General features: G+C 64.1%; 26 protein-coding genes. 11 read left to right on the forward strand and 15 right to left on the reverse strand.

The window, feature by feature from the left end; translation table 11 throughout:
* Positions 1-80: 80 nt before the first annotated feature.
* Positions 81-2663: a type I DNA topoisomerase gene (gene topA, locus Q9K02_RS11190; protein ID WP_305932961.1), complete on the reverse strand. Its 2583-nt coding sequence runs from the start codon at positions 2661-2663 to the stop codon at positions 81-83.
* 212 nt (positions 2664-2875) lie between these two features.
* Between topA and Q9K02_RS11195 the strand changes: the two genes are divergently transcribed.
* On the forward strand, positions 2876-3361 hold the full coding sequence (locus Q9K02_RS11195) for a YybH family protein (protein ID WP_305932962.1): 486 nt from the start codon (positions 2876-2878) through the stop codon (positions 3359-3361).
* Between the two features lie 31 nt (positions 3362-3392).
* Here the strand turns inward: Q9K02_RS11195 and dprA are convergent, their stop codons facing one another.
* Both dprA and plsY read right to left on the reverse strand, forming a co-directional pair.
* Entirely contained in the window at positions 3393-4487 is a 1095-nt protein-coding gene (dprA, locus tag Q9K02_RS11200) for a DNA-processing protein DprA (RefSeq protein ID WP_305932963.1), read from the reverse strand.
* The gene (gene plsY, locus Q9K02_RS11205; protein WP_305932964.1) at positions 4484-5089 is read right to left on the reverse strand and encodes a glycerol-3-phosphate 1-O-acyltransferase PlsY; all 606 of its coding nucleotides are present in this window, start codon (positions 5087-5089) and stop codon (positions 4484-4486) included. Before plsY ends, dprA begins: the two co-directional genes overlap by 4 nt.
* 119 nt (positions 5090-5208) lie before the next feature.
* On the opposite strand from plsY, the gene murI reads away from it, so the two are divergent.
* From murI to Q9K02_RS11225, 4 genes are all read left to right on the forward strand, one after another.
* Entirely contained in the window at positions 5209-6003 is a 795-nt protein-coding gene (gene murI, locus Q9K02_RS11210) for a glutamate racemase (RefSeq protein ID WP_305933507.1), read from the forward strand.
* 109 nt (positions 6004-6112) lie between these two features.
* Positions 6113-7333, forward strand: a complete 1221-nt coding sequence (gene hemA / locus Q9K02_RS11215; protein WP_305933508.1) for a 5-aminolevulinate synthase — start codon at positions 6113-6115, stop codon at positions 7331-7333.
* A gap of 46 nt (positions 7334-7379) precedes the next feature.
* Positions 7380-8573 (forward strand): cell wall hydrolase, encoded by a 1194-nt coding sequence (locus Q9K02_RS11220; protein WP_305932965.1) that lies wholly within the window; start codon positions 7380-7382, stop codon positions 8571-8573.
* Positions 8574-8636: 63 nt separating this feature from the next.
* Positions 8637-9332 (forward strand): nitroreductase, encoded by a 696-nt coding sequence (locus tag Q9K02_RS11225; RefSeq protein WP_305932966.1) that lies wholly within the window; start codon positions 8637-8639, stop codon positions 9330-9332.
* Here the strand turns inward: Q9K02_RS11225 and Q9K02_RS11230 are convergent.
* Positions 9329-9943: a 2-hydroxychromene-2-carboxylate isomerase gene (locus Q9K02_RS11230; RefSeq protein ID WP_305932967.1), complete on the reverse strand. Its 615-nt coding sequence runs from the start codon at positions 9941-9943 to the stop codon at positions 9329-9331. The genes Q9K02_RS11225 and Q9K02_RS11230 overlap by 4 nt on opposite strands.
* A complete protein-coding gene (locus Q9K02_RS11235) occupies positions 9940-10638 on the reverse strand; it encodes a glutathione S-transferase N-terminal domain-containing protein (protein ID WP_305932968.1) in 699 nt (232 codons plus the stop codon). The genes Q9K02_RS11230 and Q9K02_RS11235 overlap by 4 nt, the downstream gene beginning before the upstream one ends.
* Positions 10639-10776: 138 nt before the next feature.
* On the opposite strand from Q9K02_RS11235, the gene Q9K02_RS11240 reads away from it, so the two are divergent.
* Positions 10777-11550: a hypothetical protein gene (locus tag Q9K02_RS11240; protein WP_305932969.1), complete on the forward strand. Its 774-nt coding sequence runs from the start codon at positions 10777-10779 to the stop codon at positions 11548-11550.
* 4 nt (positions 11551-11554) lie between these two features.
* Here Q9K02_RS11240 and Q9K02_RS11245 read toward each other — a convergent pair whose 3' ends face one another.
* On the reverse strand, positions 11555-12757 hold the full coding sequence (locus tag Q9K02_RS11245; RefSeq protein ID WP_305932970.1) for a type III PLP-dependent enzyme: 1203 nt from the start codon (positions 12755-12757) through the stop codon (positions 11555-11557).
* Between the two features lie 198 nt (positions 12758-12955).
* On the reverse strand, positions 12956-13531 hold the full coding sequence (locus tag Q9K02_RS11250; RefSeq protein WP_305932971.1) for a LemA family protein: 576 nt from the start codon (positions 13529-13531) through the stop codon (positions 12956-12958).
* A gap of 68 nt (positions 13532-13599) precedes the next feature.
* On the opposite strand from Q9K02_RS11250, the gene Q9K02_RS11255 reads away from it, so the two are divergent.
* Positions 13600-14556 carry a DUF3137 domain-containing protein gene (locus tag Q9K02_RS11255; RefSeq protein ID WP_305932972.1) on the forward strand — a complete coding sequence of 319 codons (957 nt, stop codon included), beginning with the start codon at positions 13600-13602 and terminating at the stop codon, positions 14554-14556.
* Here the strand turns inward: Q9K02_RS11255 and Q9K02_RS11260 are convergent, their stop codons facing one another.
* The 3 genes from Q9K02_RS11260 to Q9K02_RS11270 are packed head-to-tail and all read right to left on the reverse strand — an operon-like array spanning position 14557 to position 17899.
* Positions 14557-15735, reverse strand: a complete 1179-nt coding sequence (locus Q9K02_RS11260; protein WP_305932973.1) for a carboxynorspermidine decarboxylase — start codon at positions 15733-15735, stop codon at positions 14557-14559.
* Entirely contained in the window at positions 15735-16688 is a 954-nt protein-coding gene (locus Q9K02_RS11265; RefSeq protein WP_305932974.1) for a peptidyl-alpha-hydroxyglycine alpha-amidating lyase family protein, read from the reverse strand. The genes Q9K02_RS11260 and Q9K02_RS11265 overlap by 1 nt, the downstream gene beginning before the upstream one ends.
* Positions 16688-17899: a saccharopine dehydrogenase family protein gene (locus tag Q9K02_RS11270; RefSeq protein WP_305932975.1), complete on the reverse strand. Its 1212-nt coding sequence runs from the start codon at positions 17897-17899 to the stop codon at positions 16688-16690. The genes Q9K02_RS11265 and Q9K02_RS11270 overlap by 1 nt, the downstream gene beginning before the upstream one ends.
* Before the next feature lie 64 nt (positions 17900-17963).
* Between Q9K02_RS11270 and Q9K02_RS11275 the strand changes: the two genes are divergently transcribed.
* Genes Q9K02_RS11275 through Q9K02_RS11285 form a run of 3 tightly spaced genes read left to right on the forward strand, consistent with a single transcriptional unit; the run spans position 17964 to position 19873 of the window.
* Positions 17964-18926 (forward strand): threonine ammonia-lyase, encoded by a 963-nt coding sequence (locus tag Q9K02_RS11275; protein WP_305932976.1) that lies wholly within the window; start codon positions 17964-17966, stop codon positions 18924-18926.
* 49 nt (positions 18927-18975) lie between these two features.
* Positions 18976-19428 carry an MAPEG family protein gene (locus Q9K02_RS11280; RefSeq protein ID WP_305933509.1) on the forward strand — a complete coding sequence of 151 codons (453 nt, stop codon included), beginning with the start codon at positions 18976-18978 and terminating at the stop codon, positions 19426-19428.
* A 10-nt stretch (positions 19429-19438) separates the two neighbouring features.
* Entirely contained in the window at positions 19439-19873 is a 435-nt protein-coding gene (locus Q9K02_RS11285) for an MAPEG family protein (RefSeq protein ID WP_305932977.1), read from the forward strand.
* A 101-nt stretch (positions 19874-19974) separates the two neighbouring features.
* On the opposite strand, the gene trxB is transcribed toward Q9K02_RS11285, so the two are convergent.
* Positions 19975-20958: a thioredoxin-disulfide reductase gene (gene trxB / locus Q9K02_RS11290; RefSeq protein WP_305932978.1), complete on the reverse strand. Its 984-nt coding sequence runs from the start codon at positions 20956-20958 to the stop codon at positions 19975-19977.
* Positions 20959-21022: 64 nt separating this feature from the next.
* On the reverse strand, positions 21023-21802 hold the full coding sequence (locus tag Q9K02_RS11295) for a tyrosine-protein phosphatase (protein ID WP_305932979.1): 780 nt from the start codon (positions 21800-21802) through the stop codon (positions 21023-21025).
* Between the two features lie 119 nt (positions 21803-21921).
* Between Q9K02_RS11295 and Q9K02_RS11300 the strand changes: the two genes are divergently transcribed.
* Complete coding sequence (locus Q9K02_RS11300) at positions 21922-22371, forward strand: response regulator (RefSeq protein ID WP_305932980.1); 450 nt, start codon at positions 21922-21924, stop codon at positions 22369-22371.
* A gap of 9 nt (positions 22372-22380) precedes the next feature.
* Here the strand turns inward: Q9K02_RS11300 and Q9K02_RS11305 are convergent, their stop codons facing one another.
* The 3 genes from Q9K02_RS11305 to otsB are packed head-to-tail and all read right to left on the reverse strand — an operon-like array spanning position 22381 to position 26254.
* Positions 22381-23781, reverse strand: coding sequence for an alpha,alpha-trehalose-phosphate synthase (UDP-forming) (locus tag Q9K02_RS11305; RefSeq protein ID WP_305932981.1), 1401 nt, complete (start codon positions 23779-23781; stop codon positions 22381-22383).
* Complete coding sequence (locus Q9K02_RS11310; RefSeq protein ID WP_305932982.1) at positions 23763-25547, reverse strand: glycoside hydrolase family 15 protein; 1785 nt, start codon at positions 25545-25547, stop codon at positions 23763-23765. The genes Q9K02_RS11305 and Q9K02_RS11310 overlap by 19 nt, the downstream gene beginning before the upstream one ends.
* Positions 25544-26254, reverse strand: a complete 711-nt coding sequence (gene otsB, locus Q9K02_RS11315; RefSeq protein ID WP_305932983.1) for a trehalose-phosphatase — start codon at positions 26252-26254, stop codon at positions 25544-25546. Before otsB ends, Q9K02_RS11310 begins: the two co-directional genes overlap by 4 nt.
* Between the last annotated feature and the right edge of the window lie 29 nt (positions 26255-26283).

Raw genomic sequence — 26283 nt, forward strand, 5'->3', positions numbered from 1 at the left:
GAGCGATTCCGAAGCCCGTATCTCAACCATCGCCAATCCGAGAAGGCCTAGCAAATCGTCGGCAGAAGCCTGAACCTCCATCAGTCGGCTGCCTTCTTTTCGGCAGGCTTTTTCTTCGAAGCGGCCTTCTTCTTGGCCGGGGCCTTTTTCTTCGCAGCAGCCTTCTTGTTTGCCGGAGCCTTCTTCTTTTTCGCCGGACCCTTCGCAGCACGGGCATCGATCAGTTCGATGGCCTGCGCCTCGGTCAGGTCCTCGGGCTTCATGTCCTTGGGGATCGTCGCATTGGTCGTGCCGTCGGTGACATAGGGGCCGTAGCGGCCCGGCATGACCTTCATCTCGGCCCCGCTGGTCGGATGTTCGCCGAGCGTCTTGATCGGTTCAGCCTTGCCGCGCCCGCCGCCTTTGCGGTTAGCCGCTTCGGCGAGCAGCGTGACCGCCGCGTTCATGCCCGTTTCGAAGACATCGCGCGTCGATTGCAGCTTCGCATATTTCCCATCGTGCCGCAGGTACGGTCCGTAACGCCCGATGGCGGCTTCGATTTCCTTGCCGGTCTCCGGATGCTCGCCCACGATGCGCGGCAGGCCGAGGAGCTTGATCGCCCATTCGAGATCAAAGTCGTCGAGGTCCTTGGGGATGCTCGCGCGCTGCGCTTCCTTGCCCTCGCCCATCTGGACGTAGGGGCCGAAGCGCCCGCTCTTGCGCTCGATCGGCAGGCCGGTTTCGGGATGCTCGCCCATCACGCCATCGTCCGCGCCGTCATCGGCATCGGCACCGCCGGGCTTGGCGAACTGACGGGTGTATTTGCACTCGGGATAGTTGGCGCAGGCGACGAAGGCGCCGTAACGGCCACCGCGCAGGGCAAGACGCCCGCCTTCGCGGCCCTCGGTCTCGCAGAGCGGGCAGGTGCGCGGGTCCTTGCCGTCGGCGCGTTCGGGAAAGAGGTAATCGGCCAGAAATCCGTCGAGCACCTCGGTCACTTCCGAGGGCTTCTTCTCCATCACCTCTTCGGTCTTCGGCTTGAAGTCGCGCCAGAAGGCTTCGAGCAGTTTCTTCCAGTCCTCGCGTCCGTCGCTGACCGTGTCGAGCTCGTCTTCGAGCCCTGCGGTGTAGTCGAACGCGACGTATTGCTCGAAGAACCGTTCGAGGAAGGCGGTCAGCAGGCGGCCGGACTCTTCGGCGAAGAAGCGGTTCTTCTCCATGCGGACATAGTTGCGGTCGCGCAGGGTCTGGATCGTGCTGGCGTAGGTCGAGGGGCGGCCGATGCCGAGCTCCTCCAGCCGCTTGACCAGGCTCGCCTCGGAGAAGCGCGGCGGCGGCTGGGTGAAGTGCTGGTTCGCCTCGACGCCCTTTTTCAGCGGGCTGTCGCCCTTGGCGATGGCCGGCAGCAGGCCGTCCTCGTCATCGTCGCCCGCATCGTCGCGGCCTTCCTGATAGACGGCGAGAAAGCCGGGATATTTCACCACCTGCCCCGTCGCGCGCAGCTCGTGCTGGCCGGTCGGATCGCGCAGCGTCACGCTGGTGCGTTCAAGCTGGGCGGCGGCCATCTGGCTCGCCATCGCGCGCTTGTAGATGAGGTCGTAGAGCTTGCCCTCGTCCCCCGATCCAGCGCGGTCGCGATTGAATTCGGTCGGCCGGATGGCCTCATGCGCTTCCTGCGCATTCTTGGCCTTCGTCTTGTACATCCGCGGGCTGTCGGGAAGCGCGTGGCCGCCGTAGCGATCGGCCACTGCCTTGCGGCAGGCAGCGATCGCGCTGCCGTCCATGCTCACGCCATCGGTCCGCATATAAGTGATCGCGCCTGCTTCGTAGAGCGACTGGGCGAGCCGCATGGTGTGGCTGGCGGAGAAGCCGAGCTTGCGGGCGGCTTCCTGCTGCAGGGTGGAGGTGGTGAACGGCGGGGAGGGGTTGCGTTTGAACGGCTTGTTTTCGACCTCCTCGACCGTGAAGTTCGCAGCCTCGACCGCTTTCTTCGCAGCCATCGCGCTGCCTTCGTCGCCGAGCGTCAGCTTCTCCAGCTTTGTGCCGTCGAATTTCACCAGCCGCGCGTCGAATTCGCTGCCGTCCTGCTGCAGCTTGGCGATGACCGACCAATATTCGTCGGGCCGGAAATGTTCGATCTCGATCTCGCGGTCGACGATCAGGCGCAGCGCGACCGATTGCACGCGGCCCGCGCTCTTCGCGCCGGGCAGGCGGCGCCACAGCACGGGCGAGAGTGTGAAGCCGTAGAGATAGTCCAGCGCGCGGCGGGCGAGATAGGCGTCGATCAGCGGCTGGTCGAGCTCACGCGGTGCCTTCATCGCATCGGTGACGGCCTGCTTGGTGATCGCATTGAAGGTGACGCGGTCGACTTCCTTGGGCAGCGTCTTGCGCTTGGCCAGCAATTCGCGGACATGCCAGCTGATCGCCTCGCCCTCGCGATCGGGGTCGGTGGCGAGGACCAGCCGGTCCGCACCCTTCGCCGCATCGCTGATTTCCTTGAAGCGCTTCTGCTTGTCGCGATAAAGCTCCCAGTCCATCTCGAAGCCTTCGTCCGGCCGCACGCTGCCATCCTTGGGCGGCAGGTCGCGGACATGGCCGTAGGAGGCGAGGACCTTGAAGTCCTTGCCGAGGTATTTCTCGATGGTTTTCGCCTTGGCCGGCGATTCTACGATGACGAGTTGCATTGTGGTTCGGGACGTCCCTTACGTGTGTACGTGCGTATACGCGCGAAAATGGAGTTCGGGTTTCGGGGGCGTCAAGCGGGTTTCGATCCGGGCGTAGAGGGGCTGTCCATAAATGACCCATTAGCCGACGTACTCCAAGTTTATCACACTGGCCCTTGCGAACATTGCGACAAATTTTGCAAGGTCACAAAACGTGAAATAGCGAGGTGAAGATGATTAAAATGAATACAGGATCTTCGGTGATGCTCCTGTCGGGGGCGTCGTTCCTCCTTTTGCCAGCATGTGCAGCAACAAGCTATCCGTCTAATTCTGAATTCGCTTCCTTAGAACGTGAAGTTCGTGCTTTCGAAGCCGAAGTGTTCGCGTCCTACAACGGCGGGAACGCAGTTCTGGCAGCGGACTACTACGCGGTTGACGCTTACGTTTTCATCCCCGGCCAGCCACCTACCCTGGGCCGTGATGCTATCGCCGCCAATATTTCTCGGTACATGGAAGATCGCAATTTCAGGCTAGACTATGTGAACGAGTTCACCAAGGTATCAGCCTCTTCCGACCTCGCCTACACACGCGGTAGATTGAGCGTGACCTATACGGATCGGCAGGAAAGTTCGGTCCGCACCATCGACAGTAACTATCTTTTGGTGATGCAACGGCAGCCGGGTTTCGGCTGGCGAGTGGTGGAAGACATATCGTTTTAGTCGACGTCGGCTTTCCATCCATTAGCGGACATCAGACCAGACTCACCCGCCCCGCCGCGTGCCGCTCCAGCCTGCCCGCAATTTCCAGCTCCAGCAGCGCCAGCTGGACCGCCGCGGCGCTGGTGCCCGACTGGCGGATCAGTTCGTCGATTGCGACCGGCGCGGTGGTCAGGAGCGAGGCGATGTCCGCCGGTTCGGCCTCGGCCAGTTCGGACGGTTCGAAATCGAACTGCTCGACCGGCTCGCGGAAGGTGCTGCGCGGGTTGCCGTCGAAATCGCTCAATAGCTCGACGACGTCTTCGGGCGATTGCACCAGCACCGCGCCTTCGCGAATGAGGTGGTTGCAACCGTGGCTGCGCGCTTCGAGCGGGCTGCCGGGGATCGCCATGACCTCGCGCCCCGCCTCGCCCGCCAACCGCGCGGTGATGAGGCTGCCGGATTTGACCGCCGCCTCAACCACCAGCGTGCCGCCCGCCAGCCCGGCGATGATGCGGTTGCGGCTGGGGAAGTGGCTGCCGCGCGGTTCGGTGCCCGGCGGTTGTTCGGCGATTAGCAGGCCTTCGCTCGCTATCCGCTCCTGCAGCTCGGCATGCTGCGGCGGGTAGGCGATGTCGATCCCGCTGGCGATCACGCCGATGGTTCGCGGGAAGGCGCCCTCATGCGCTGCGCCGTCGATTCCGCGTGCCAGACCCGAGACGACGGTGAACTGCGCCTCGCTAAGACCCTGTGCGAACTCGCGCGCCAGCTTCACCGCCGCCGCACTGGCATTGCGCGCGCCGACCATCGCCACGCAGGGCTTGGCCGCCAGTGACAGGTCCCCGCGCCAGGTCAGGATCGGCGGCGCACCGTCGATTTGCGCCAGCAACGCGGGATAGTCCGGCTGGTCATGGAAGAGGTATCTCGCGCCCGCCTTGCGCACGCCATCCACCTCGCGCTCGATCCGGTCGGCGGGCGCGGCCCGATATTGCCGAGCGCCCTTCTTTCCGAGTTCAGGCAGGGCCTCCAGCGCGTCTGCCGCAGAGCCGAACCTCGCAAGCAGCTGCGCATAGCTGACCGGCCCGATATTGGGCGAGCGAAGCAGCCGGATGCGGGCGAAAGCCTCGTCTTGCGATAGCGACGCGCTCACCCCTTGGAGCCGATTTTCGGTTCGGTCCCGGCCTTCAGCCGCTTGATGTTCTCGCGGTGGAGCCACAGCACCAGCACGGCGATGATCGCCATGACCTTCGCAAAAGTGGGTTCGCCTGCGAAATACGCGGCGATCGCGGTGACCACGACAGCGACCATTCCCGCAAGCGAGCTGATCTTCGTCACCGCCAGCATGCCCAGCCAGGCGATCGCGTAGACGACACCAAGCGGCCACATGAGCCCGAAGGCAACGCCCGCATTGGTCGCTACGCCCTTGCCGCCCTTGAAGCCCAGCCAGACGGGGAAGCAGTGGCCGAGCACGGCGAACAGCGCGGTCCAGCCCATGTCTTCGGGAAACCAGAGCTTGGCGAGAAACACCGGCACGAAGCCCTTCAGCAGGTCGAGCAGCAGCGTCGCCGCCGCCAGCCCCTTGCTGCCGGTGCGCAGGACATTGGTCGCGCCGATATTGCCGCTGCCCTGCTGGCGGATATCGCCCTTTCCGGCCAGTTTGGCGAGAATCAGGCCGAAGGGGATCGAGCCGAAGCCGTAGCCGAGCAGCGCGGCATAGAGCGTGGTGATGGTGAAACCGCTTCCGAAATCCATGCGATGTCCCCTAACCGTTCGCCCCAAGCTTGTCGAAGGGCTGCATTTTCTTCTACCCCCCCGCGTTTAAGGTGAAGGGCGAACCTTCGACAAGCTCAGGATGAACGGATTTGGATAAATTGTCGCCCTCTGCCCCCATCCTGCTGTTCGATTCCGGCGTGGGCGGGCTGACCGTGCTGGCCGAGCTGCGCGAACTGCTGCCCGATGCTCCGGTTATCTACGCCGCCGACATGGCCGGCCTGCCCTATGGCACCAAGACCGAGGCCGAGGTCGCCGCTCGCGTCGCCGGACTGCTCGGCCGGATGGCGGAGCGCTGGCATCCCCGGCTGATCTGCATCGCCTGCAACACCGCCAGCACGATTGCGCTGGGCATGGTGCGCGAGGTGCTGGAGACGCCGATCGTCGGCACGGTCCCTGCGATCAAGCCTGCCGCTGAGATCACCAAGACCGGAACCATCGGTTTGCTCGGCACCGATTCGACCGTCCGCCAAGGTTATGTCGACGACCTCGAACGCGAATTCGCGCAGGGCAAGACGCTGCTGCGCTACGGCGCGAGCGGGCTGGTTGCGCTGGGCGAGGCCAAGCTGCGCGGCGAGGAGATTTGCGTCGACGAGGTGACCAAGGCCGCATCGGGCCTCGTCTTCCAGCCGGGAGGCGAGGACCTCGATACGGTCGTCCTCGCCTGCACCCACTTTCCCCTGCTGGAGCCTGAATTGCGCGAGGCGTTCGGCAAGGATGTGACCTTCATCGACGGCGCAAAGGGCATCGCCCGCCAGATCGCGCGCCTCGTCCAGGGGCAGGAGATGGAACGCGAGGTGCCAGATTTCGCGGTCACCACCGGACCGATGGACGATTTCGAAGAGCTGACCGAAGCGTTCGCCGCGCACGGCCTGAAGGGTCTTGTCCACCTCTGAAGCTTGCGAACGATTCGCAAAGATCGCGGTGGAATTGCGTCGCCATTCGCCCTATGTCGCGCCCGAACTTGGCCGCGAACGCGCGGCGCCGATACGGGACGGTTCCCGCGTGAACTACGACCAGATCTTCGACGAAGCCATAGACCGCCTCCACACGGAGGGCCGCTATCGCGTGTTCATCGACATCCTGCGCAACAAGGGTGCCTTCCCCAATGCGCGCTGCTTTGCCGGCCACAACGGACCGAAGCCGGTCACCGTGTGGTGTTCGAACGATTACCTCGCCATGGGCCAACATCCCAAAGTGATCGAGGCGATGGAAGAGGCGTTGCACGACGTTGGCGCAGGCTCCGGCGGCACCCGCAACATCGGCGGCAACACGCATTACCACATCCAGCTGGAGCATGAGCTGGCCGACCTCCACGGCAAGGACGGCGCGCTGCTGTTTACCAGCGGCTATGTCTCCAACGACGCTACGCTCTCGACGCTCGCCAAATTGTTGCCGGGCTGCGTGATCTTTTCCGACGAGCTCAACCACGCCAGCATGATCGCGGGCATCCGCAATTCGGGCTGCGAGAAGCGCGTCTTCCGTCACAACGATCTCGAGCATCTGGAAGAACTGCTCGCCGCAGAGGACGAGGCGACACCCAAGCTGATCGCCTTCGAAAGCGTCTATTCGATGGATGGCGACGTCGCCCCGATCCACGCGATCTGCGACCTTGCCGAAAAGTACAATGCGCTGACCTATGTGGACGAGGTCCACGCCGTCGGAATGTACGGCAAGCGCGGCGGCGGCATCACCGAGCGCGACGAGGCGGCCCACCGCATCGACATCATCGAAGGCACGCTGGGCAAGGCGTTCGGCGTGATGGGCGGCTACATCGCAGCCGACACGCGGATCATCGACTGCATCCGCAGCTATGCGCCCGGCTTCATCTTCACCACCTCGCTCAGCCCCGTGCTGGTCGCAGGCGTGCTGGCGGCTGTCCGCCATCTCAAGGCAAGCAGCGAAGAACGTGACGGCCAGCAGGCCGCTGCGGCCATGCTCAAGCAAAAGATGCGCGATGCGGGCCTGCCGGTGATGGACAGCGTCACGCATATCGTCCCACTGATGGTCGGCGACCCGGTGCGAGCCAAGAAGATCAGCGATATCCTGCTTGCCGAATATGGCGTCTATGTGCAGCCGATCAACTTCCCCACCGTGCCGCGCGGGACCGAGCGCCTGCGCTTCACCCCCGGCCCGGCCCACACGCCCGCGATGATGGACGAGCTGGTCGAGGCTCTGGTCGAGATCTGGGGCCGCTTGGAGCTCGAGCTCAAGCAGGCGGCCTGACGCCCGCACCTGTTTTGCGTTCGCGCGCATTCCTACATTGCCGGTGATGGTCGCAGAACAATCCGACAAGACCGACGGTATCGGGCCATACGTTGCGCTGGCGGCGCTCGTGCTGCTGCCGCTGCTGCTGCTCGCGATCTTTCAGTCTCATCCCGAACCCGAGCAGGGGCAAGTGGAAGCTACGGAGCAGCCGCTCATGATGCCCGACCTACCGGCTTCTGCCGAAGATACGGTGCTAACATCCGAACTTGCCGCAGACGACGCGCAGGCTCGCAATGCCGCCGTTCCGGTCGATCCTGCGGCACTCTCGCCCATCTCTCCGTTCGCCTTTCGCGGCGATAGTGCCGACCGCACCCGCGCGCGCGACTGCCTCGCGCTGGCAGCCATGGCGGAAGCGGGCAGCGGCGATGCGGACCAGCGCGCGGTGATGCAGGTGGTGCTCAATCGCACGCGCCATCCGGCCTTTGCGAATACGGTCTGCGGCGTGGTGTTCGAAGGATCCCAGCGGCCCACCGGTTGCCAGTTCACCTTTACCTGCGACGGCTCGCTCGCGCGGCGCTATTCCGATGGGGCGTGGCGCAGTGCCCGCGCCCGCGCGGAGGAAGCGCTCGGCGGCTATGTGCACCAGGCGGTCGGGACGGCCACGCATTACCACGCCGATTACGTCTACCCCTACTGGTCCCCCTCGCTCGACAAGGTCGCGGTGGTCGGGCCGCATATATTCCTGCGCTGGAAGGGCACATGGGGCACGCAGCGCGGCTTCTCCGCCCGCTATGCCGGGGGCGAGCCGGACCCGCTGGCGCTGCGCAGCCGGGCACAGGCCGTCGAGCGGCCCGCCGACCTGCTCCCGCAACTGGTGGATGAGGGCGTCGCGATCCGCACCATCACCGCCGACGGAGCGAGTGACAGCAGCGGTGCGAAGCCTTCCCCATCGACGAGCGCCCGCCCCGGATCGCCCGATCCCGGAGTCCACTTCGTTCTCGTCTCCGGCGGCGATTCGCCGCAAGCACTCGTCGATAGGGCGCGCGCATTGTGCCCAGGCAATCGATACTGCCAGGTCTATGGCTGGAGCAGTGCCTCGGACATGCCGGGCGAACTCCCCCTCCCCTTCGCCGCGCGCAGCACCCTGCGCTTCAGCTACCTGCCCGCCCGCCAGGGTCGCGACCCGATCGTCTATTTCGACTGCCGCCTATTCCCCGATCCGACCATCGGCACCTGCCTGCCGCAGGCGCGGCCGTAAGGTATTTTGTCCTGCGCGCATTGCACGCTAAATCCCCTTTCGAAACGCATTCGGGAGAGAGTAATGAGCGGCAATCCGGACATGACATTCGACGAGGTGGTCAACGGCCGCCGCTCCATCCGCGGCTATCTGGACAAGCCGGTGCCGCGCGACCTGATCGAGGAAGTGCTGGCGCTGGCCATGCGCTCGCCCTCCTCGATGAACACGCAGCCCTATAATTTCCACGTCATCACCGGCGAGCCGCTCGACCGGATCCGCAAGGGCAATACCGAGCGTATCCTCGCCGGCGAGCCGGACAGCCGCGAATTCCGCCGTGGCGAGCCCTTCTCGGGCAAGCATCGCGAGCGCCAGATCGGCTGCGCGGTCCAGCTGTTCGAGGCGATGGGGATCGAGCGCGACGACAAGGACGCACGGCAAGATTGGGTGCTGCGCGGTTTCCGCCAGTTCGACGCACCCGTCTGCGTCATCGTGACCTATGACAGGGAACTTTCCGGCAGCGACGACACGCCGTTCGATTGCGGCGCAGTGACGACCGCGCTGGTCAATGCTGCATGGTCGCGCGGGCTCGGCTGCGTCATCAATTCGCAAGGCATCATGCAAAGCCCGGTTGTGCGCGAACATGCGAACATCCCGGACGATCAGGTGATCATGAAGGCCGTCGCGATGGGCTGGCCGGACGAGGACTTCCCCGCCAACCCGGTCAAGATAACCCGCCGCGAGGTGGACGAAGCCGCGCGTTTTGTCGGCTTCGACGACTAGGCGAGCTCGGCAACCTTCTGCCGCACCAGCGGCAGTTGGTCGTTCCCGAAATACATGTGCTCGCCGCCGACGAACAGCGTCGGCGAACCGAAGGCGCCGCGCTCGATCGCTTCTTCGGTATTGGTGCGCAGCCGATCCTTTATCGGCTGGCTGGTCGCTTGCTGTCCTAGCGCAGATCCACCGAAGCCGCAGGCATCCGCCACCGCCACCAGTTCCGCTTGATCGTCAAGATTGCGGCCTTCGGTGAAATAGGCCTCGAACGCGGCATGGGCAAAACGCTCCAGCGCCTCTTGGTCGTCTTCGAGCGCACAGCAGAACCGCATGGCGTGGACCGATTTCAGCGGATGATGCTCGGTCGGAAAATTCATCCCTACGCCGGCCAGCTGCGCCCATTGCTTCAGCCATTCGAAGCTGCGCGCCAGCTTCGCGGCATTCTCCGGCTTGCGGCTCTCATAGACCGATGGGTTCACCGCATTGAACACGCCGCCCACCAGAAAGGGTAGCCAGCGGATAGTGTAATCCAGACCGTCCAGCGCCGGGCGGACATTCGCAAATGCGAGCCGGGTCCACGGACTGGACAGGTCGAAGAAGAACTCGACCGGGACGCTCATCGCACCCTCGCCTTGCCGGTGCCGAAAAGGTTCTTGCGCTCTTCCTCGCTCATCTCCCCGCGCCGCGCCATATCGCTGCCGAGCGCGACGCCGCGCCGCAGCCCATCGCGCTGCTTGAGCGTGTCGTACCAGCGCTTCACATGGGCGAAGTCCTCCAGCGGGATCCCCTGCGCCTTCCACGTCCGCACCCAAGGGAAGCAGGCCATGTCGGCGATGGTATAGTCCTGGCCCGCGATGTGCTCATTATCGGCGAGCTGCCGGTCCATCACCCCGTACACGCGTAGCGCCTCGCGGTGGAAACGCTCGATGGCGTAAGGCAGCTTTTCCTCGGCATAGAGGTGGAAGTGACCATGCTGGCCCAACGTCGGCCCCAGATGCCCTACCTGCCAGAACAGCCATTGCCGCACGCGGGACCGGCCGCGCAGATCATCGGGCAGGAAGCGGCCCGACTTTTCAGCAAGATACAGCAGCACCGCACCGGATTCGAAGATCGTCACCGGATCGCCGCCGTCCTCCGGCGCGTGGTCGATGATCGCAGGGATCCGGCCGTTGGGATTGATCGCGAGATAGTCCTCCGTGTGCTGGTCGCCCGCCGCCAGGTTCACCCAGCGCGGCTCATACTCAAGCCCGCATTCTTCGAGCATGATGGCGACCTTCCACCCGTTGGGTGCTGGCGCGGTGAAGAATTCGATCATCGGCGGTCCCTCCTCTCTCGCCTGTATTGTCGGCAGGGGTTGGAGAGGACGCAAGCGGAATTCCAAAACCTCGCGATAACCAGGGATATATCGGGCGCGGGGGGCGTAGGGTCAGCAAACCCCAACGAAGGAATTGCGATGCCCGAGACGATGACCCGACTTGCCGATGGCTTCTGGCGCATAACCGGCGAGGTGCGGGTCGGCGGCCTGCTCGATATCGGCACGCAGTGTTCGCTGGTGCGGCGGAAAAACGGGCGGTACGTATTCCTCGACAGCTACACCCTGCCCGCCCCAGTCCGCCAGCAGGTCGATGCGCTGACCGACGAGGGGCGCAAGCTCGATGCGATCATCAACCTGCATCCCTACCACACGCTCCATTGCGAGTGGATGCACCGCACCTATCCGGATGCGACGCTTTACGGCACCGCGCGCCATCACGAGAAACTGCCCGATCTGCCCTGGCACGCGACCCGCTGCGAAGAACCGGCGCTGGCCGAGAAGTTCGGCGATACCTTTGCCTTCTCGCAGCCGAAGGGGATGCCGCTGGTGTGCGAGGACGAGTCGGTGCATTTCTCGTCCATCCTCGCCCTGCACCGCGCCAGCGGGACGATCCATGTGGACGATACGCTGGTCTACTTGGACAAGGGCTTCCCGTTATCGGCCCTGCCGATGACCGGACGACTGAGCTTCCACCCGACGCTGGACAAGGCGCTCAGCCCGAAAGCAGGCGCTGCCGACGAATTCAGGGACTGGGCGATCGAATTGGGGATCGACTGGGCCGACGCACGCCGCGTGGCCGCTGCACACAACGCCGTGCGCGAGCTGGGCGAGGAAGAATTTCCCACGCTGATCGGCGAAGCGCTCGGCCGGGTAAAGCCCGTGCTCGACCGCCACCGGGCCGAGCACGGCTGATCGCTCAGCGCAGGCTGACCACATTGTCCGCCTCGGGCCGAGTGCGGCTGCCATCGTAAAGGCTGGCCATGGGCTCGTCCTGCACGATGATGCGCTCTGCCGCACCGAAACCGTTGAAATCGGTCTTCATTGCCGCGCCATATGCGCCCAGCATGCCGATCTCGAGGTAGTCGCCCGCCTGGATGTCTTCCGGCAGGGCGAACGGGCCGGGCATGTAATCGGCATCGTCGCAGGTTGGGCCGTAGAAGGCGAAGTCCATCTCCGGCTTGATCAGATCATCCTCCAGGGCGCGGACAGGGAATTTCCAGTCCACGTGCGCGGCATCGAACAGTGCGCCATAAGCGCCGTCGTTGATGTAGAGTTCCTCGCCGCGGCGCTTTTCCACCTTTACGACGAGACTGGAATACTCCGCGCACAAAGCGCGGCCGGGCTCACACCACAGCTCCGCGTTATAGGCGATCGGTAGCGCGTAGAAGTGCTGGTGGATAATCTTGAAATAGTCCTCCAGCGGCGGCGGTTCCATGCCGGGATAGACGCTGGGAAAGCCGCCGCCGACGTCGATCATGTCGATCACGACCGAGGCTTCGGCGATGGCTGCGCGCACGCGGTCGATCGCCTGGACATAGGCGAAGGGGCTCATCGCCTGGCTGCCGACATGGAAGCACACGCCCAGCCAGTCGCAATGCTGGCGGGTCTGCTGCAGCAGCGCGGGCGCTTCGGTGAGGTCGCAGCCGAATTTGGCGGCTAGGCTGAGTGCAGCATGCTCGCTCGAGACACGCAGGCGGATGCAGAGGCGCAAGTCGGTAGCAGCGTTGCCCTCGTCGTCGCGGCAAGCCTCGACGATCTTCTCCAGCTCCTCGACGCTATCGAGGCTGAACGTCTTCACGCCATGGCTGTGATATGCCTCGCGGATCGCGCCGGGCGATTTGACCGGATGCATGAAGCACAACGTCGCCTGTGGCAGCGTCGAGCGCACCAAGCGCACCTCCGCAATGGAGGCGACGTCGAAATGCGTCACGCCATTGTCCCACAGGATCTGCAAGAGCTCGGGCGAGGGATTGGCCTTCACCGCATAGAGCGACTTGCCCGGAAACTTCTCGACGAAGAAACGGGCAGCGCGCGCCGCGGCGTGCGGGCGGTTGAGGATGACCGGCTCTTCAGGGCGAAGAACGCGGACTACAGCCTTGGCGTCGGGAAAATGCTGCAACTCAAGGGACCCCCTAAACGGTCCTAGCGGACCATGAAACGACAAGCTGCCTTGCGGTTAGGAAGGGTCCTTGGGGCAGCGGGAGCGCGGCGTATAGTTCGTGGGTCATGAAACGCAAGTGAATACACGGCGAAAATGTGCAAGCCCGCCGCGGGGTGCGGCGGGCGTATGTTGCGATGGGCCGTTCCTGAGAACGTGCTACTGGAAGCTGATCGACGGCACCTGGTCCACGGTGCCCTTCTCGCTGTCGTCGAGGCGGTGGAAATCCGCCTCTTTGAAGCCGAGCAGGCCGGCGAACAGCACCGCCGGGAAGCTCTCGCGCACGGTGTTGTAGCGTGAGACGGCGGCGTTCAGCGCGCGGCGGGCGGCGGCGAGCTTGTCCTCGACATGGGAGAGCTCGCGCTGCAGTTCCTGGAAATTGGCGGATGCCTTAAGGTCGGGGTAATTCTCGCTCAACGCCAGCAGGCGGTCGAGCGCGACGCGCAGGCCCTGTTCGTCGCCGGAAGTGATCGGGCCGTTGGCCGCCTGGTTGCGCGCGGAAATCACCGCATCGAGCGTCTCGCGCTCGTGCCCGGCATAGCCCTTTACCGTCTCGACCAGATTGGGGATGAGATCGTGCCGCTGGCGCAGCTGCGCGTCGATATCGGCGACGCCCTGCTTCACGTTCTGGCGCTGGGCGACCAGCCTGTTGTAGATGACGATCAGCAGGACGACGAGGCCGGCCCCCAGGAACAGGGCGACGGACGTCCAGAATGCGCTGGCGACTTCGGACACGGTAAAAACCCCCCTTTTACGTTTCGCCCCCTATGTTAGACCGAAGACGTTAACGGGGGAAGTAGGGCGTGATCGAGTATCCCGATGCGGACCGGCTGATGGCGGGCGAGCTCGGCGCGTGGCTGGAAGGCCAAGCGCAGGTCCGCGCCGATGCGGTTGCGCTGTCGTGGGACCGGCTATGGAAGGCGGGCATGGTGCTGCTGCCGCTGGCCGCGTTTTTCTTCATTCTCGTACCAATCGAATTTACTCCGAAGCTGTGGCTGACGGGCTTTGCCCTCACGGGTGCATGGGCGTGGTCGCAAATTCCGAAGCAGAAGGCGAAGAAACAGGTCAAGACCGGCATAAACGAGGCCATCGCGGGCGCGCTCGGTCTCACATATTGCCACGATTGCGAGGCCACCGATGCCTTCGAAATCGCGCGCGAATACCGCCTGCTCCCCAAGCACCAGAAACGCGATTTCGAGGATTTGTGGCAAGGCGAGACGGCAGGCCACGACTTCACCCTGCATGAAGCGCACCTCCAGGAACGACGCGGATCAGGCAAGAACCGCCGCTGGGTCACGGTGTTTCGCGGCGCGATCGTGTCCGTGGCGTTCGAGCGCCCGTTCCACGGCACCACGCTGCTGGCGAAGGACGGGCAGTTCAAGAAGCTGTTCGGCGGGGCGAAGGACAGCGTGAAGCTGGACGGGCAGGTGCTGCAGCTCGCGGACATGGTCAGCCCGGATTTCGAGGACCGGTTCGACGTCTACACCACCGACCAGACCGAGGCGCGCTGGCTGATCAATCCGGAGTATATCGAGCGGCTGCTAAACCTCGAACGACTGTTTCAGGGCAAGGGCAGCGCGGTGGTGTTCACCGGCGGCAACATGGTCCTGGCGCTGGAAGGCGGCAATTTGTTCGAGAGCGGATCGCTCAACCCGCAGGCCGACCGCGCGATGGTGGCCCAGACAATACGGCAATTCGCCGGGATCGCGGACCTGGCGCTGACGATGAACCGCATCCGCCCGGCAGAGCGCTACGGCTGATCAGCTCAGCCGGTCGCGGAAGCTCTCGTAGCCGAATTCGCGGATCAGCTCGAGCTGGTCGGTCTCGCTGTCCCACAGCCAGATGCTTGGCAACTGAACCCCGTTGAAGGTGTTGGTCTTGACCATCGAATAATGCGCCTGGTCAAGGAAAGCGAAACGCTTGCCGACCTCCGCGCCGCCGGGGATGCGGTAATCGCCGATCACGTCGCCGGCGAGGCAGGACGGGCCGCCGATGCGGACTTCGGGCACCTCGCGGTCGGGCGCTTCGCCCAGCATGGCGGGGCGATAGGGCGCCTCGATCACGTCAGGCATATGGCACGTCGCCGAAATGTCCGCGACCGCCACCGGCACGCCGTTGAAGCCGGTGTCGAGGATGGTGCCGACGAGGACGCCCGCATCCAGCGCCACCGCCTCGCCCGGCTCGAGGTAGATTTCCGCGCCGGTATCGTCTTTCGCATCGCGCAGGAATTCGACCAGTTCCTCGCGCTGGTAATCGGCGCGGGTGATGTGGTGACCGCCCCCCATGTTGATCCATTTAAGCTGCCCGAACCACGGCTCGATCGCGTCGAACACCTTGTCCCATGTCGCGTGGAGCGGCTCGAAATCCTGCTCGCAGAGGTTGTGGAAGTGGATGCCCTCCACGCCTTCCATGATCTCCGGCGTCAGTTGGTCGATCGGAAAGCCGAGGCGGCTGCCGGGGCTGGAGGGATCGTAGCGCGGCACTTCGCCCGTCGGGTGCATCGGATTGATCCGCAGGCCGACGTCGAAATCCTGCCCTGCCGCGCGCGCAGCCTCGAGGATCAGCGCCGCCCGCTCCATCTGGCCCGGCGAGTTGAAGATGATATGGTCCGACAGGCGGCAGACCTCTTCCAGCTCCTCCGGTTTGTAGGCCGCCGAATAGGTGGCGATTTCGCCGTCGTAGAATTCGCTCGCCAGCCGTGCTTCCCACAGGCCCGAGGTGCATACGCCGTCGAGATATTCGCCGACGATGGGCGCGGTCGACCACATGCTGAAAGCCTTTAGCGCGGCGAGGACCTTAATGTCTGCCGCGTCGCGGATCTCTGCCAGCACCTGGCAGTTGGCGCGCAGCTTTGCCGCATCGACGACGAAGGCGGGGCTGTCGACGCGATTTAAGTCGAAATTGCGGAAGGCTCCGGGATCGCCGGCTTTCGTTTCCATTATTCGGGTTCCTGTTCGGGCGAGAGTTCGAAGCGGACTACGCGGTCGCCATAGACGTCGGTGACATAGGCCATGCCGTCGCGACCGATAGCAATATCGTGGCCGAGGCTGGCGTTGCGACCGTCGAGCGCAACATCGAGCGAACGCTCGAGCTGACCCTCGGGCGTATAGACGCGCACGATCGCCCCGAAATTATCAGCCCGATCCCTGCCCTCGACCGTGACGAGCCAGCCCCCGCCCAGCGTCGCGACGCCATAGGGCCGCCCGCCGGTGGGCGTGTCCCGGCTGTCGAGCAGTTTTCCGGCGTGGTCGAACACCTGGATGCGTTCGTTCTCCCGGTCGGCAACATAGACGCGGTCCTCGTCCACCGCGATGCCGTGGGCGAGACGGAAATTGCCGAACTCGCGCAGGAAAGCGCCGCTGCGGTCGAACTCCGCGACCCGCGTGTTCACATAGCCGTCTGCGACGAGCACGCGATTGCCGATGAAGGCGATGTCGGCTGGACGGCCGAAATGGCTGTCGTCCTGCCCCGACACGCCACGCTCGCCGAGGACCATTCGCTGGTTGCCTTCGTGATCGAACTGGATGACCTGCTCGCGCGCGACATCGGTGATCCAGACATTGTCGCCCGCATCGACCGAAAGTCCGTGCGGCATGACGAACTCGCCCGCGCCCCATTGGCCGAGCAGCACGCCGCTGGGGGAGAACATGAAGACCGTCGGTTCGGCGATCGGTTCGGCAGGAAACGGCTCTTCCCACTCGCGACCCGCGCGATGCAGCACGAAGATATGCCCGTGGCTATCCGCCTCCACCGCGCTGACCTGCCCGAAGACCGCATCGTCGGGGATGGTCGGCCAGCCGGTATCGATCGCCGCGCGGGGCAGATCTTCTTCAGGTGGGCTGCCGCAGGATCCAAGCGCCAGCGCGCTCAAAGCGGTCAGCAATCGTCGCATCAGAAATCGACCGGCCCGTCCAGCTCCTTCACCTGCCACGGCAAGCCATGCTCGTTGAGCATATCCATGAAGGGATCGGGGTCCATCTGCTCCATGTTGAACACGCCGTCACCCGACCACTTGCCGGTGACCATCATCGCGCTGCCGATCATCGCGGGGACGCCGGTGGTATAGGAAACCGCCTGGTTGCCGGTTTCCTCGTAAGCGGCCTCGTGGCTACAGATATTGTTGATGTAGAACGTCTTCTCGCCCGACCCGTCGAGGGCTTCGCCGGTGCCGATCACGCCGATGTTCGTATTGCCCTTGGTCGTCTCGCCCAGCGTTTCGGGCTTGGGCAGCACGGCGGCGAGGAATTGCAGCGGAATGATGTCCTTGCCCTGGTAACGCACCGGGTCGATGCGCGTCATGCCGACATTCTGCAGCACGGTGAGGTGCTTGATGTACTCGTCGCCGAAGGTCATCCAGAAGCGCGCACGCTCCAGCTCCGGATTGAACTTGGCGAGGCTTTCCAGCTCCTCGTGATACATCATGTACATGTTCTTGGGGCCAACGCCCTCGAAGTCGAATTCAACCTTCTTGCCCATCGCCGGGGTCTCGACGAATTCGCCACCTTCCCAGTGACGCGCAGGCGCAGTCACTTCGCGGATATTGATTTCAGGATTGAAGTTGGTGGCGAAGGCCTGGCCGTGGTCGCCGCCGTTGCAGTCGAGAATGTCGAGTTGGCGGATGGATTTCAGCTTGTGCTTCTTCAGCCACATGGTGAACACGCTGGTCACGCCCGGGTCGAAACCGGAACCGAGCAGCGCCATCAGCCCCGCCTCCTTGAAGCGGTCGTGATAGGCCCACTGCCAATGGTACTCGAACTTCGCCTCGTCCTTTGGCTCGTAATTGGCGGTGTCGAGATAGCTCACACCGGCCTCTAGGCAGGCGTCCATGATCGGGAGATCCTGATAGGGCAGCGCGAGATTGACGACGAGGCTCGGGCCGATCTTGCGGATCAGATTGACCATCGCAGGCACCTCCTCAGCGTCGATCTCGTAGGTCGAGATATCGACGCCGGTGCGCTCCTTCACACTGGCGGCGATGCTGTCGCACTTGCTCTTGGTGCGGCTGGCGAGATGGATATCGGTGAAGATGTCCGCATTCATCGCCATCTTGTGGACGCACACGCTGCTGACGCCGCCTGCGCCGATGACCAGAACTGTCGACATGGAAAACCTCTTGGCTGAATTCGATTCTTGCGCGCCCTGTAACGAAATGCGCTAAGCGCGCCAAATGATCCGAGACGATATGCGCGCACCGACCGCCGAGGGCACGTTTGCGGCCCTGCAAAGCCTGCAAGAAATCGGCCTGCCGATGACACCGCTGCTGCCGGTCGAGATCGGCGGAGTGCAGTGCCGGGCCAAGGCAGAGGTGCTGCAACCGGTCGGCGCGTTCAAGATCAGGGGCGCATGGTGGCGGCTGGTCAATCTCACCGAGGACGAGCGGACGCGCGGCGTGGTGGCGGTGTCCTCCGGCAACCATGCGCAAGGCGTGGCATGGGCGGCGCAAAAGCTCGGTATCGCTGCGACCATCGTGATGCCACGCAATGCACCGCGGGTGAAGCTGGAAGCGACCCGAGCTCTTGGCGCGGAAATCGTACTCTACGATCGCCCCGGCGAGGACCGCGACGAGGTGGCGGCAAAGCTGATCGAGGAGCGCGGATCGGTGCTGGTCCATGCCTTCGGCGATCCCTGGGTGATCGAGGGACAGGGCAGCGCGGGGCACGAGGCTGCGGCGCAGTTGGGTGAGACTCCCTCGCGCTTCATCGTGTGCTGCGGAGGTGGGGGCCTCGCCGCCGGTCTCGCCCTCGCCTGCCCCACGGCGGCGATCCATGTGGTCGAGCCGGAAGGGTGGGACATGGTCGGCCGGTCCCTCGAAGCCGGCGAGATCGTGCGCGTCGACGACGATCCACCCGCCACCATCTGCGACGCGCTCCAGCCGGATGCGACCAAAGCCATTAATCTCGGCGTGTTGCAGGGCCGCGCGGAGTCGGGCGTCACGGTGACCGACGAGGAAGTGCGCGAGGCCCAGCGCTTCGCCTTTGCGAAGCTGCGGCTGGTGGTCGAACCGGGTGGCGCGGCGGCGCTGGCCGCGGCGCTGACGGGCAAAGTGCCGGTGGATGCCGATACCGTGATCATGCTGACCGGCGGGAACACCGATGCGGAAAGCTTCGCCCGGACCATCGCCGGGGTTTGACTTTGCGCCGCTCCCGCCGCAGTCCTGCGCGAAACAGGGAGAAACCATGATACAGGCACAAATGCTCGCACCGGCCGCCGTCTTGGTGGTGTGGTCGCTGATCATGCTTTACTGGATGGCGTTCACGCGCTTCCCCGCCATGAGCAAGCTAGGCCGGGATGTGGGAAAAGCGAAACCGGGGGGTCGCGGCCAGGACCTCGAAGGCGTGATCCCCGACAAGGTCAACTGGAAAGCGCATAATTACGCGCATCTTATGGAGCAGCCGACGATCTTCTATCCGGCGGTCGTGATCCTGGCGATCATGGGCGCAGGCGCGATCGATGTGGTGCTGGCATGGATTTATGTCGTGCTGCGGATCATCCATTCGGTCTATCAGGCGACCGTCAATGTCGTGAAGGTCCGCTTCCTGATTTTCTTGCTGTCCACGCTTGCCCTGACCGTGCTGGCCGTCCGCGCAATGCTCGCTACCCTGTTCCACGACCCGTCGATCGTGACGGGATGAGGAGAGAGCCATGATCCGATCCGAAATACTCCAGCCCGTCGTCGTCCTGCTCGCCTGGACCATGGTCATGTGGCTGTGGATGTACGTCGTGCGCATTCCTGCGATGTCGAAGGCTGGCATCGAGCCTAACGATGCGCGCAAGACCTCCGGGCTGGACGAGCGTCTGCCGGCCGAAGTCCAGTGGAAGGCGCACAACCACAACCACCTGCATGAACAGCCGACGGTGTTCTACGCGACGTGCATCATCCTCGCGATTGTCGGCTTCGGCGACGGGATGAATGCCCTGCTGGCGTGGATCTATGTCGGCCTGCGCATCATGCATTCGCTGGTGCAGGCGACCGCCAATGTCGTGATGGTGCGCTTCGTGCTCTACGCGCTGGCGAGCCTCGTGCTGATCGCGCTGATTTTCCACGCGGCGATCTTCGCGTTCGATATTCACTTCTGAGAATGACCCGCCGCTCGTGTCGAGCGAAGTCGAGACACCTTGGCAATGGTATCTCGACTTTGGCCTGACGGCCTCCGCTCGATACGAACGGATTTAAGGGACTATTCGGCAGCCTCCGCCGCGTGGGCGTGCCCGTCCGCGTCGATCTCGAGATTGGCGAGGAAGCGCTCGGCATCGAGGGCGGCCATGCAGCCCATGCCCGCTGCGGTGACTGCCTGGCGATAGACGTGGTCGGTCACGTCGCCCGCAGCGAATACGCCGGGCACGTCGGTCTTGGGCGAACCCGGCTCGGTCAGCAGATAGCCCCCATCGTCCATCGGCAGCTTGCCCTTGAACAGCTCGGTCGCGGGTGCGTGGCCGATGGCGACGAATGCGCCGTCAGTCGCGAACTCGCTCGTCTCGCCGGTCTGGGTGTCCTTGAGATTGAGATGCCCCAGCGCACCGGTCGGCCCGGCTGCGAAGCTATCGACCGTCTTGTTCCACAGCACCGAAATCTTCGGATGGTTGAGCAGTCGCTCCTGCAGGATCTTCTCTGCCCGCAGCTCATCGCGGCGGTGGATCAGGGTCACGTCATCGGAATGGTTGGTAAGATAGAGCGCCTCCTCGACCGCGGTATTGCCGCCGCCGATCACGGCGACCTTCTTGCCGCGATAGAAGAAGCCGTCACAGGTTGCGCAGGCCGAAACGCCCTTGCCGCCCAGTTCCTGCTCGCCCGGCACGCCGAGCCATTTCGCCTGCGCGCCGGTGCAGATCACCAGCACATCCGCGATATACTCGTCACCGCTGTCGCCCTTGGCCGTGAACGGCGAACCGCCAGCCACATCGACATCGACGATCGTATCCCACATCATCCGCGTGCCGACATGCTCGGCCTGTTTCTGCATCTGCTCCATCAGCCAGGGTCCCTGGATGACGTCGGCAAAGCCGGGATAGTTCTCGACATCGGTCGTGATGGTCAGCTGGCCGCCGGGCTGCAGGCCCTGCACCACGATCGGTTCCATCATGGCGCGCGCCGCGTAGATTGCAGCGGAGTACCCCGCCGGGCCGGAGCCGATGATGAGCATCTTGGTGCGATGGGTAGCCATGGTGGTGTCGTCCGTCAGTCTGGAATTCGTGTCTGGCCGCTATATGGGATGCGGGCGCGAAGAGTCACGCCACGAAGCGTGCGATCAGGCGTTCGCGCATGGCCTCGTCCACACCTAAATGTCCGTCGAGGAAGGCATCGAGCGAACCGTATTCTGTCTCGACCTCGCTCCACCACCGTTCGAGATATTCCTCGCGCACGCCGAGCAGTGCCATCACCGCGCCCTCGTCCAGCTTGCGGCCGAGCCGTTCCTCGATCCCCGGCACGGACTGATCGCGCAACACGGCCAGCGTCGGCGCGTCATTGGTGCGCAGGAATTCCGCCATCTGTTTGTCGCGATTCACGCCGAGCACATGCAGCACCAGCATGGCGGCAACGCCGGTGCGATCCTTGCCGGCGAAACAATGGACGAGGCTTGCGCCCTCGCGCTCGTCCAGAGCGCGGAAGTAGCGGCCGAACATTTCGATCATCGCCGGGTTGCGCGGCATGCGCGTGTAGACCGCGAGCATACGCTGGCGCGCGAAGTCCTCGGTCGTGCTGTTCTGGTCGATGTCCATGTGCGGCGGACTGGAGGTCGTCTCGCCTTCATAGGCCAGCACGTCTGCGTCGAAGGCATCGCTACGGCGACACGGATTGCGCTCCCGCTCGCTCTCCCCGCGCAGGTCGATGACAGTGCGAATGCCGAGCGCATCCATCGCGACGAGGTCTGCATCACTCGCCCTGACATGCTGGCCGGAACGCCATAGCAGGCCGGTCTTCACCCGACCGCCATCGCCGGTCTCCCACCCGCCGAAGTCGCGGAAATTGTGGATGCCGGTGGTCGAAAGGAAGGGATCGCGAATCATGTGCGCCGTGGTGGCAGCCCTCCCCGCACTGCGCAATCTTACGTAGTCCTCAGGATAGGCGATCGGTACGCGTGGCACCTAGTTTCATCGGCACAAACCCCATGCGAGGAGCCGGAAACTTGGCGCATATCCTGATTGCCGACGACGACGAACTGATCGCGGAGATGGCTGCCGACATCCTGATCAAGGCGGGCCACGCCTGCGGCTGGGTGACAGAGGGGACCAAACTGCTCGACCTGCTGCGCTGGCGGCGGCCGGACGTGCTGCTGCTGGATCAGGACATGCCTGGCCTGACGGGCAAGCAGGTGCTGCGCGAAATACGCCAGTCGGAAAAGCATTACGACCTGCCGGTCATCATGTTTACCGCGATCCACGGGGCTTATGACGAACAGGCCGCACTCTACGGCGGGGCGCAGGGCCATATCCGCAAGCCCTTCCTCGACAAGTTCCTGGTCCGCACCGTGGAGCTGGTGCTTGCCTCGCGAGAGGGGCGGCCCAGCCATCTGTCACTGAGCGAGGCGCTTGGCTATCAGTCGCAGGTCCCGGACCCTGCCCACCGCCTGGTCTAGACGAGCGGTTCAGCCCAGGTCGCGCAGGAAGTCGGCAGTCCACGCCTGCACGTTTTCGTCGCGCACACTTGCTACCATTTTCTCGTAGCGCGCCTTGCGCTCGTCCAGCGGCATGTCGAGCGCCTTGCGGATCGCATGGGCGATATCGTCGGGGCTGTGCGGATTAACTAGCACCGCATCCTGCAATTGCAGCGCCGCCCCGGCGAAACTCGAGAGGATTAGCACGCCGGGATCGTCCGGGTCCTGGGCGGCAACATATTCTTTAGCCACGAGGTTCATACCGTCGCGCAAAGGCGTGACCAAGCCGATCTTCGAGGCGCGGAAAAATCCGAACAGCTCCTCGTGGCTATAGCCGCGGTTGACGTAGCGGATGGGCACCATGTCCACCTCGCTGCGCGCGCCGTTGATCTGGCCGCATTTCTGCTCCAGGGTCTCGCGGATTTCCTGATAGCTCTGCACGTCTTCGCGGCTCGGCGGAGCGATTTGGACGAAAACGAGATCGCGAATGCGCTCCGGCTCCCGGTCGAAGAAGCGCCCGATACCGTCGATCCGCTCGGGGATGCCCTTTGAGTAGTCGAGGCGGTCGACGCCGATCATCGATATGCGCCGCCGGGTCGAGGCCATCATCCGCTGCTGAGCATTGCGCGCCTCGCCGGTCTCGCCCAGCTTGCTGAAGTGGTCCCAGTCGATCCCGATGGGATAGGCGCGCGCCAGCGTCGTGCGTCCGTCCAGCGTGACGCTGCCGCTGTCCTCGTCCACCTCGGCGCCCAATTCGGTGCGGCAATAGTGCAGGAAGCTGTCGAGCCATTCCTTGGTCTGAAAGCCGACGAGGTCGTAATGCAGCATCGTGCGCACCAGCCGCTCGTGATAGGGTAGCGAGACGAACAGCCGCGTGGCGGGCCAGGGAATGTGAAGGAAGAACCCGATCCGGTTTTTCAGTCCGCGCGACCGCAGGCGTTCGCCGAGCGGGATCAGGTGATAGTCGTGCACCCAGACGACATCGTCGTTCTCAATCAACGGAGCTGCAAGCTCGGCGAAGCGTTCGTTGACGCGTTCGTAGCCCTTGCCGGTCTCCCGCTCGAACTTCGCCAGATCGAGGCGGTAGTGGAACAGCGGCCAGAGCGTCGAATTGGCGTAGCCGTTGTAATATTCCTCGATATCGCGCTGCGAAAGGTCGATGGTCGCGGTGGTCACGCCATCGTTGGTCTGGGTGTCGATATTGCCGGTGCGCCCGCTCTCGCTTTCCTCGCCCGACCAACCGAACCACAGGCCCTCGCGGTCTTTCAATGCCGCATGCAGCGCGCCTGCCAGCCCCCCTTGCGCACCTGCTGCGCCGCGCGCCTTGGGCACGGCAACGCGGTTGGAAATGACGACGAGACGGGGGGTGTCGGTCAGCGGACTTCGCTCCACGGTTTGCTCAACAGGCCGGCGCAATTGATGATACCTACCAGCGAGTAGGTCTGGGGGAAGTTCCCCCAAAGCTCGCCCGTCTCGTAATCGAGGTCCTCGCTCAGCAATCCCGAGTGGGTCGTATGGCTGAGCATGCTTTCGAAGATCTCGCGCGCCTCCTCGCGGCGGCCGACCAGGCCCAGTGCCTCGATCAGCCAGAAGGTGCAGACGTTGAACGCCGTCTCGGGCGCGCCGAAGTCGTCTTCCGCAGCATAGCGGAGCATATGATCTCCACGGCGCAAGTCCCGCTCGATCGCGGCGAAGGTCTTTATGAAGCGCTCGTCGTCGGGCTTCAGGAAACGCAGCTCGACCATCTGCAAAAGGCTCGCATCGAGATAGCCGTTCTCGAAGCTCGCGCCGTAATGCTCGCCATCCTCCCTCCAGGCTTTCTCTTCGATCGTGGCGCGAATTTTCTCGGCGCGCTGTTTCCAGAAGACGACCCGATCGCCCTTGCCCAGTGTGGCGGCGACATTGGCCAGCCGGTCGCAGGCGGCCCAGCACATCACGGCGGAGTAGGTGTGCACTTCCTGCCGCGTACGGAACTCCCATAGTCCAGCATCGGGCTTATCATGCTTCGCCCAGGCGGCCTCGCCGACCTCCTCGAGATGCGCGAAATCGGTCTCGTCGGCCATGCGCAGCAGGCGCTGGTCGAAGAAGGCCTGCGCAGTCGGCATGACGATCTGGCCGTAGCAGTCGTATTGCACCTGCTTGTATGCCGCGTTGCCCACGCGCACCGGCCCCATGCCGCGATAGCCAGCGAGGTGCTCGGCCTCGAACTCGTCGAGCTCTTCTGCGCCCATGACCGAGTAGAGCGGCTGGATCTGCCCGCCGCGCGCCTGGTCGACGATGTTTCGCAAATAAGCGAGATATTTTTCCAGCACGTCCAGCGCGCCCAAACGGTTGAGCGCCTGCACCGTGTAATAGCTGTCGCGGATCCAGCAGTAGCGATAATCCCAATTGCGCTGGCTGTTGGCCGCTTCGGGGATGGAAGTCGTCAGCGCGGCCACGATCGCGCCGGTTTCTTCGTGCTGGCACAGCTTGAGCGAGATCGCCGCGCGGATCGTCTCTTCCTGCCATTCGAGCGGGATGTGCAGGCCGCGCACCCAATGCTGCCAATATTTCGCCGTATTGGCTTCCATCCGGCGCACTTCGCTGCGGATATTGCCCACGAAGGGCTCGTCCGGGCCAAGGAAGAAGTGCTGGTCGCTTTCGACGCGGTAATGGCGGCCTTCGAGGATGTAGCCCACCGGCGCGTCGGTGGACAGACGCAGAGTCTGCGGTCCGGCCAGATAGCGGATATGGTTCGTGCCGTTGTTGGTGGGGGCGAGCTGCTCGCCATAATTTTTCATCGGCGCGAGCACGACCTTCAGCCGCGGGGCTCCTGCCACCGGGCGGACGATGCGCGTAAAAGCGACGGGCCGATACATCCGCCCGGACGTTTCGTAGCGCGGGGCGAAATCGCTTATCTCGACCGCGCTGCCGTCTTCCGCCTCGAGCCGGGTCTTCAGGATCGCGCTGTTGCGCTCGTAATGCTGGCTGGCGTTGACCTGCCCCTCGAGCTCGAAGCGCCAGGTGCCGCGGTCTTTCTCGTCGCCATTGAGCAGCGAGCAGAACACCGGATCGCCGTCGACCCGCGGAACGCAGCCCCAGACGAAACCGCCCTCCTCGTCCACCAGCGCGCTGACCTGGCAATTGCCGATCGGGGCGAGTTCGAGATTTGCGGTCATTCCAGCTCCAGCCAATTGTGCACTGCGGTAACGCTTGCGAGGCGATAGCGTGCCTTGTCGCTGATGCGATCGCCCACCGCCACCCCGAAGCCGCCGAATTCGATTGCACCGGCAAAGCCATCTTCGTCGGTGACATCGTCGCCGATGAAGACCGGAGTGGTTCCGGTAAAGGGTTCGATCGCCATGAACGCCTCCACGGCCGCCTCCTTCGTCGCGCCGTGGCGGACGATCTCAGCGACCCCCTTGCCGCTGGTTACGCACAGCTCGCGCCCTTCGGCAAAGTTGCGGGCGAAGGCGAGCGTTGCTTCGCGCTTTTCGGGGGACTTGCGGAAATGCAGCGCCCCGCCGTGCGACTTCGTCTCGTAATAGAGGTCGTGCTTTTCGGCATAGGCGCGCAGTTCGGCTACGGCATCGTCGGGCAGGCCTTCCGGCGCTTCCCCCAGGCGCGAGCCGTCATGCAGGAGGCGCGACGCCCCGTGCGATCCCGCGCGGCACAGTTCGCACGGGCCAAGATGCATTTCGAGATCGTCGAGGGCGCGGCCGCTGACCAGCGCGAGCCTGCCGTCCAGCCGATCCCGCAAGCCGCGCAGGCGGTCGGCAAGTCCCTCGGGCACGTCGATATCGCCCGGGCTGGGCGCGATTTCCACCAGCGTGCCGTCGAAATCGAGGAACAGGGCGAGCGGGCCCTCGGCGATGAGCTGGGCCATGGGCGGTGGCGGTGGAAGCGTGTCGGGGC

It is taken from the genome of Qipengyuania profundimaris (genome assembly GCF_030717945.1).
Lineage (GTDB): Bacteria > Pseudomonadota > Alphaproteobacteria > Sphingomonadales > Sphingomonadaceae > Qipengyuania > Qipengyuania profundimaris.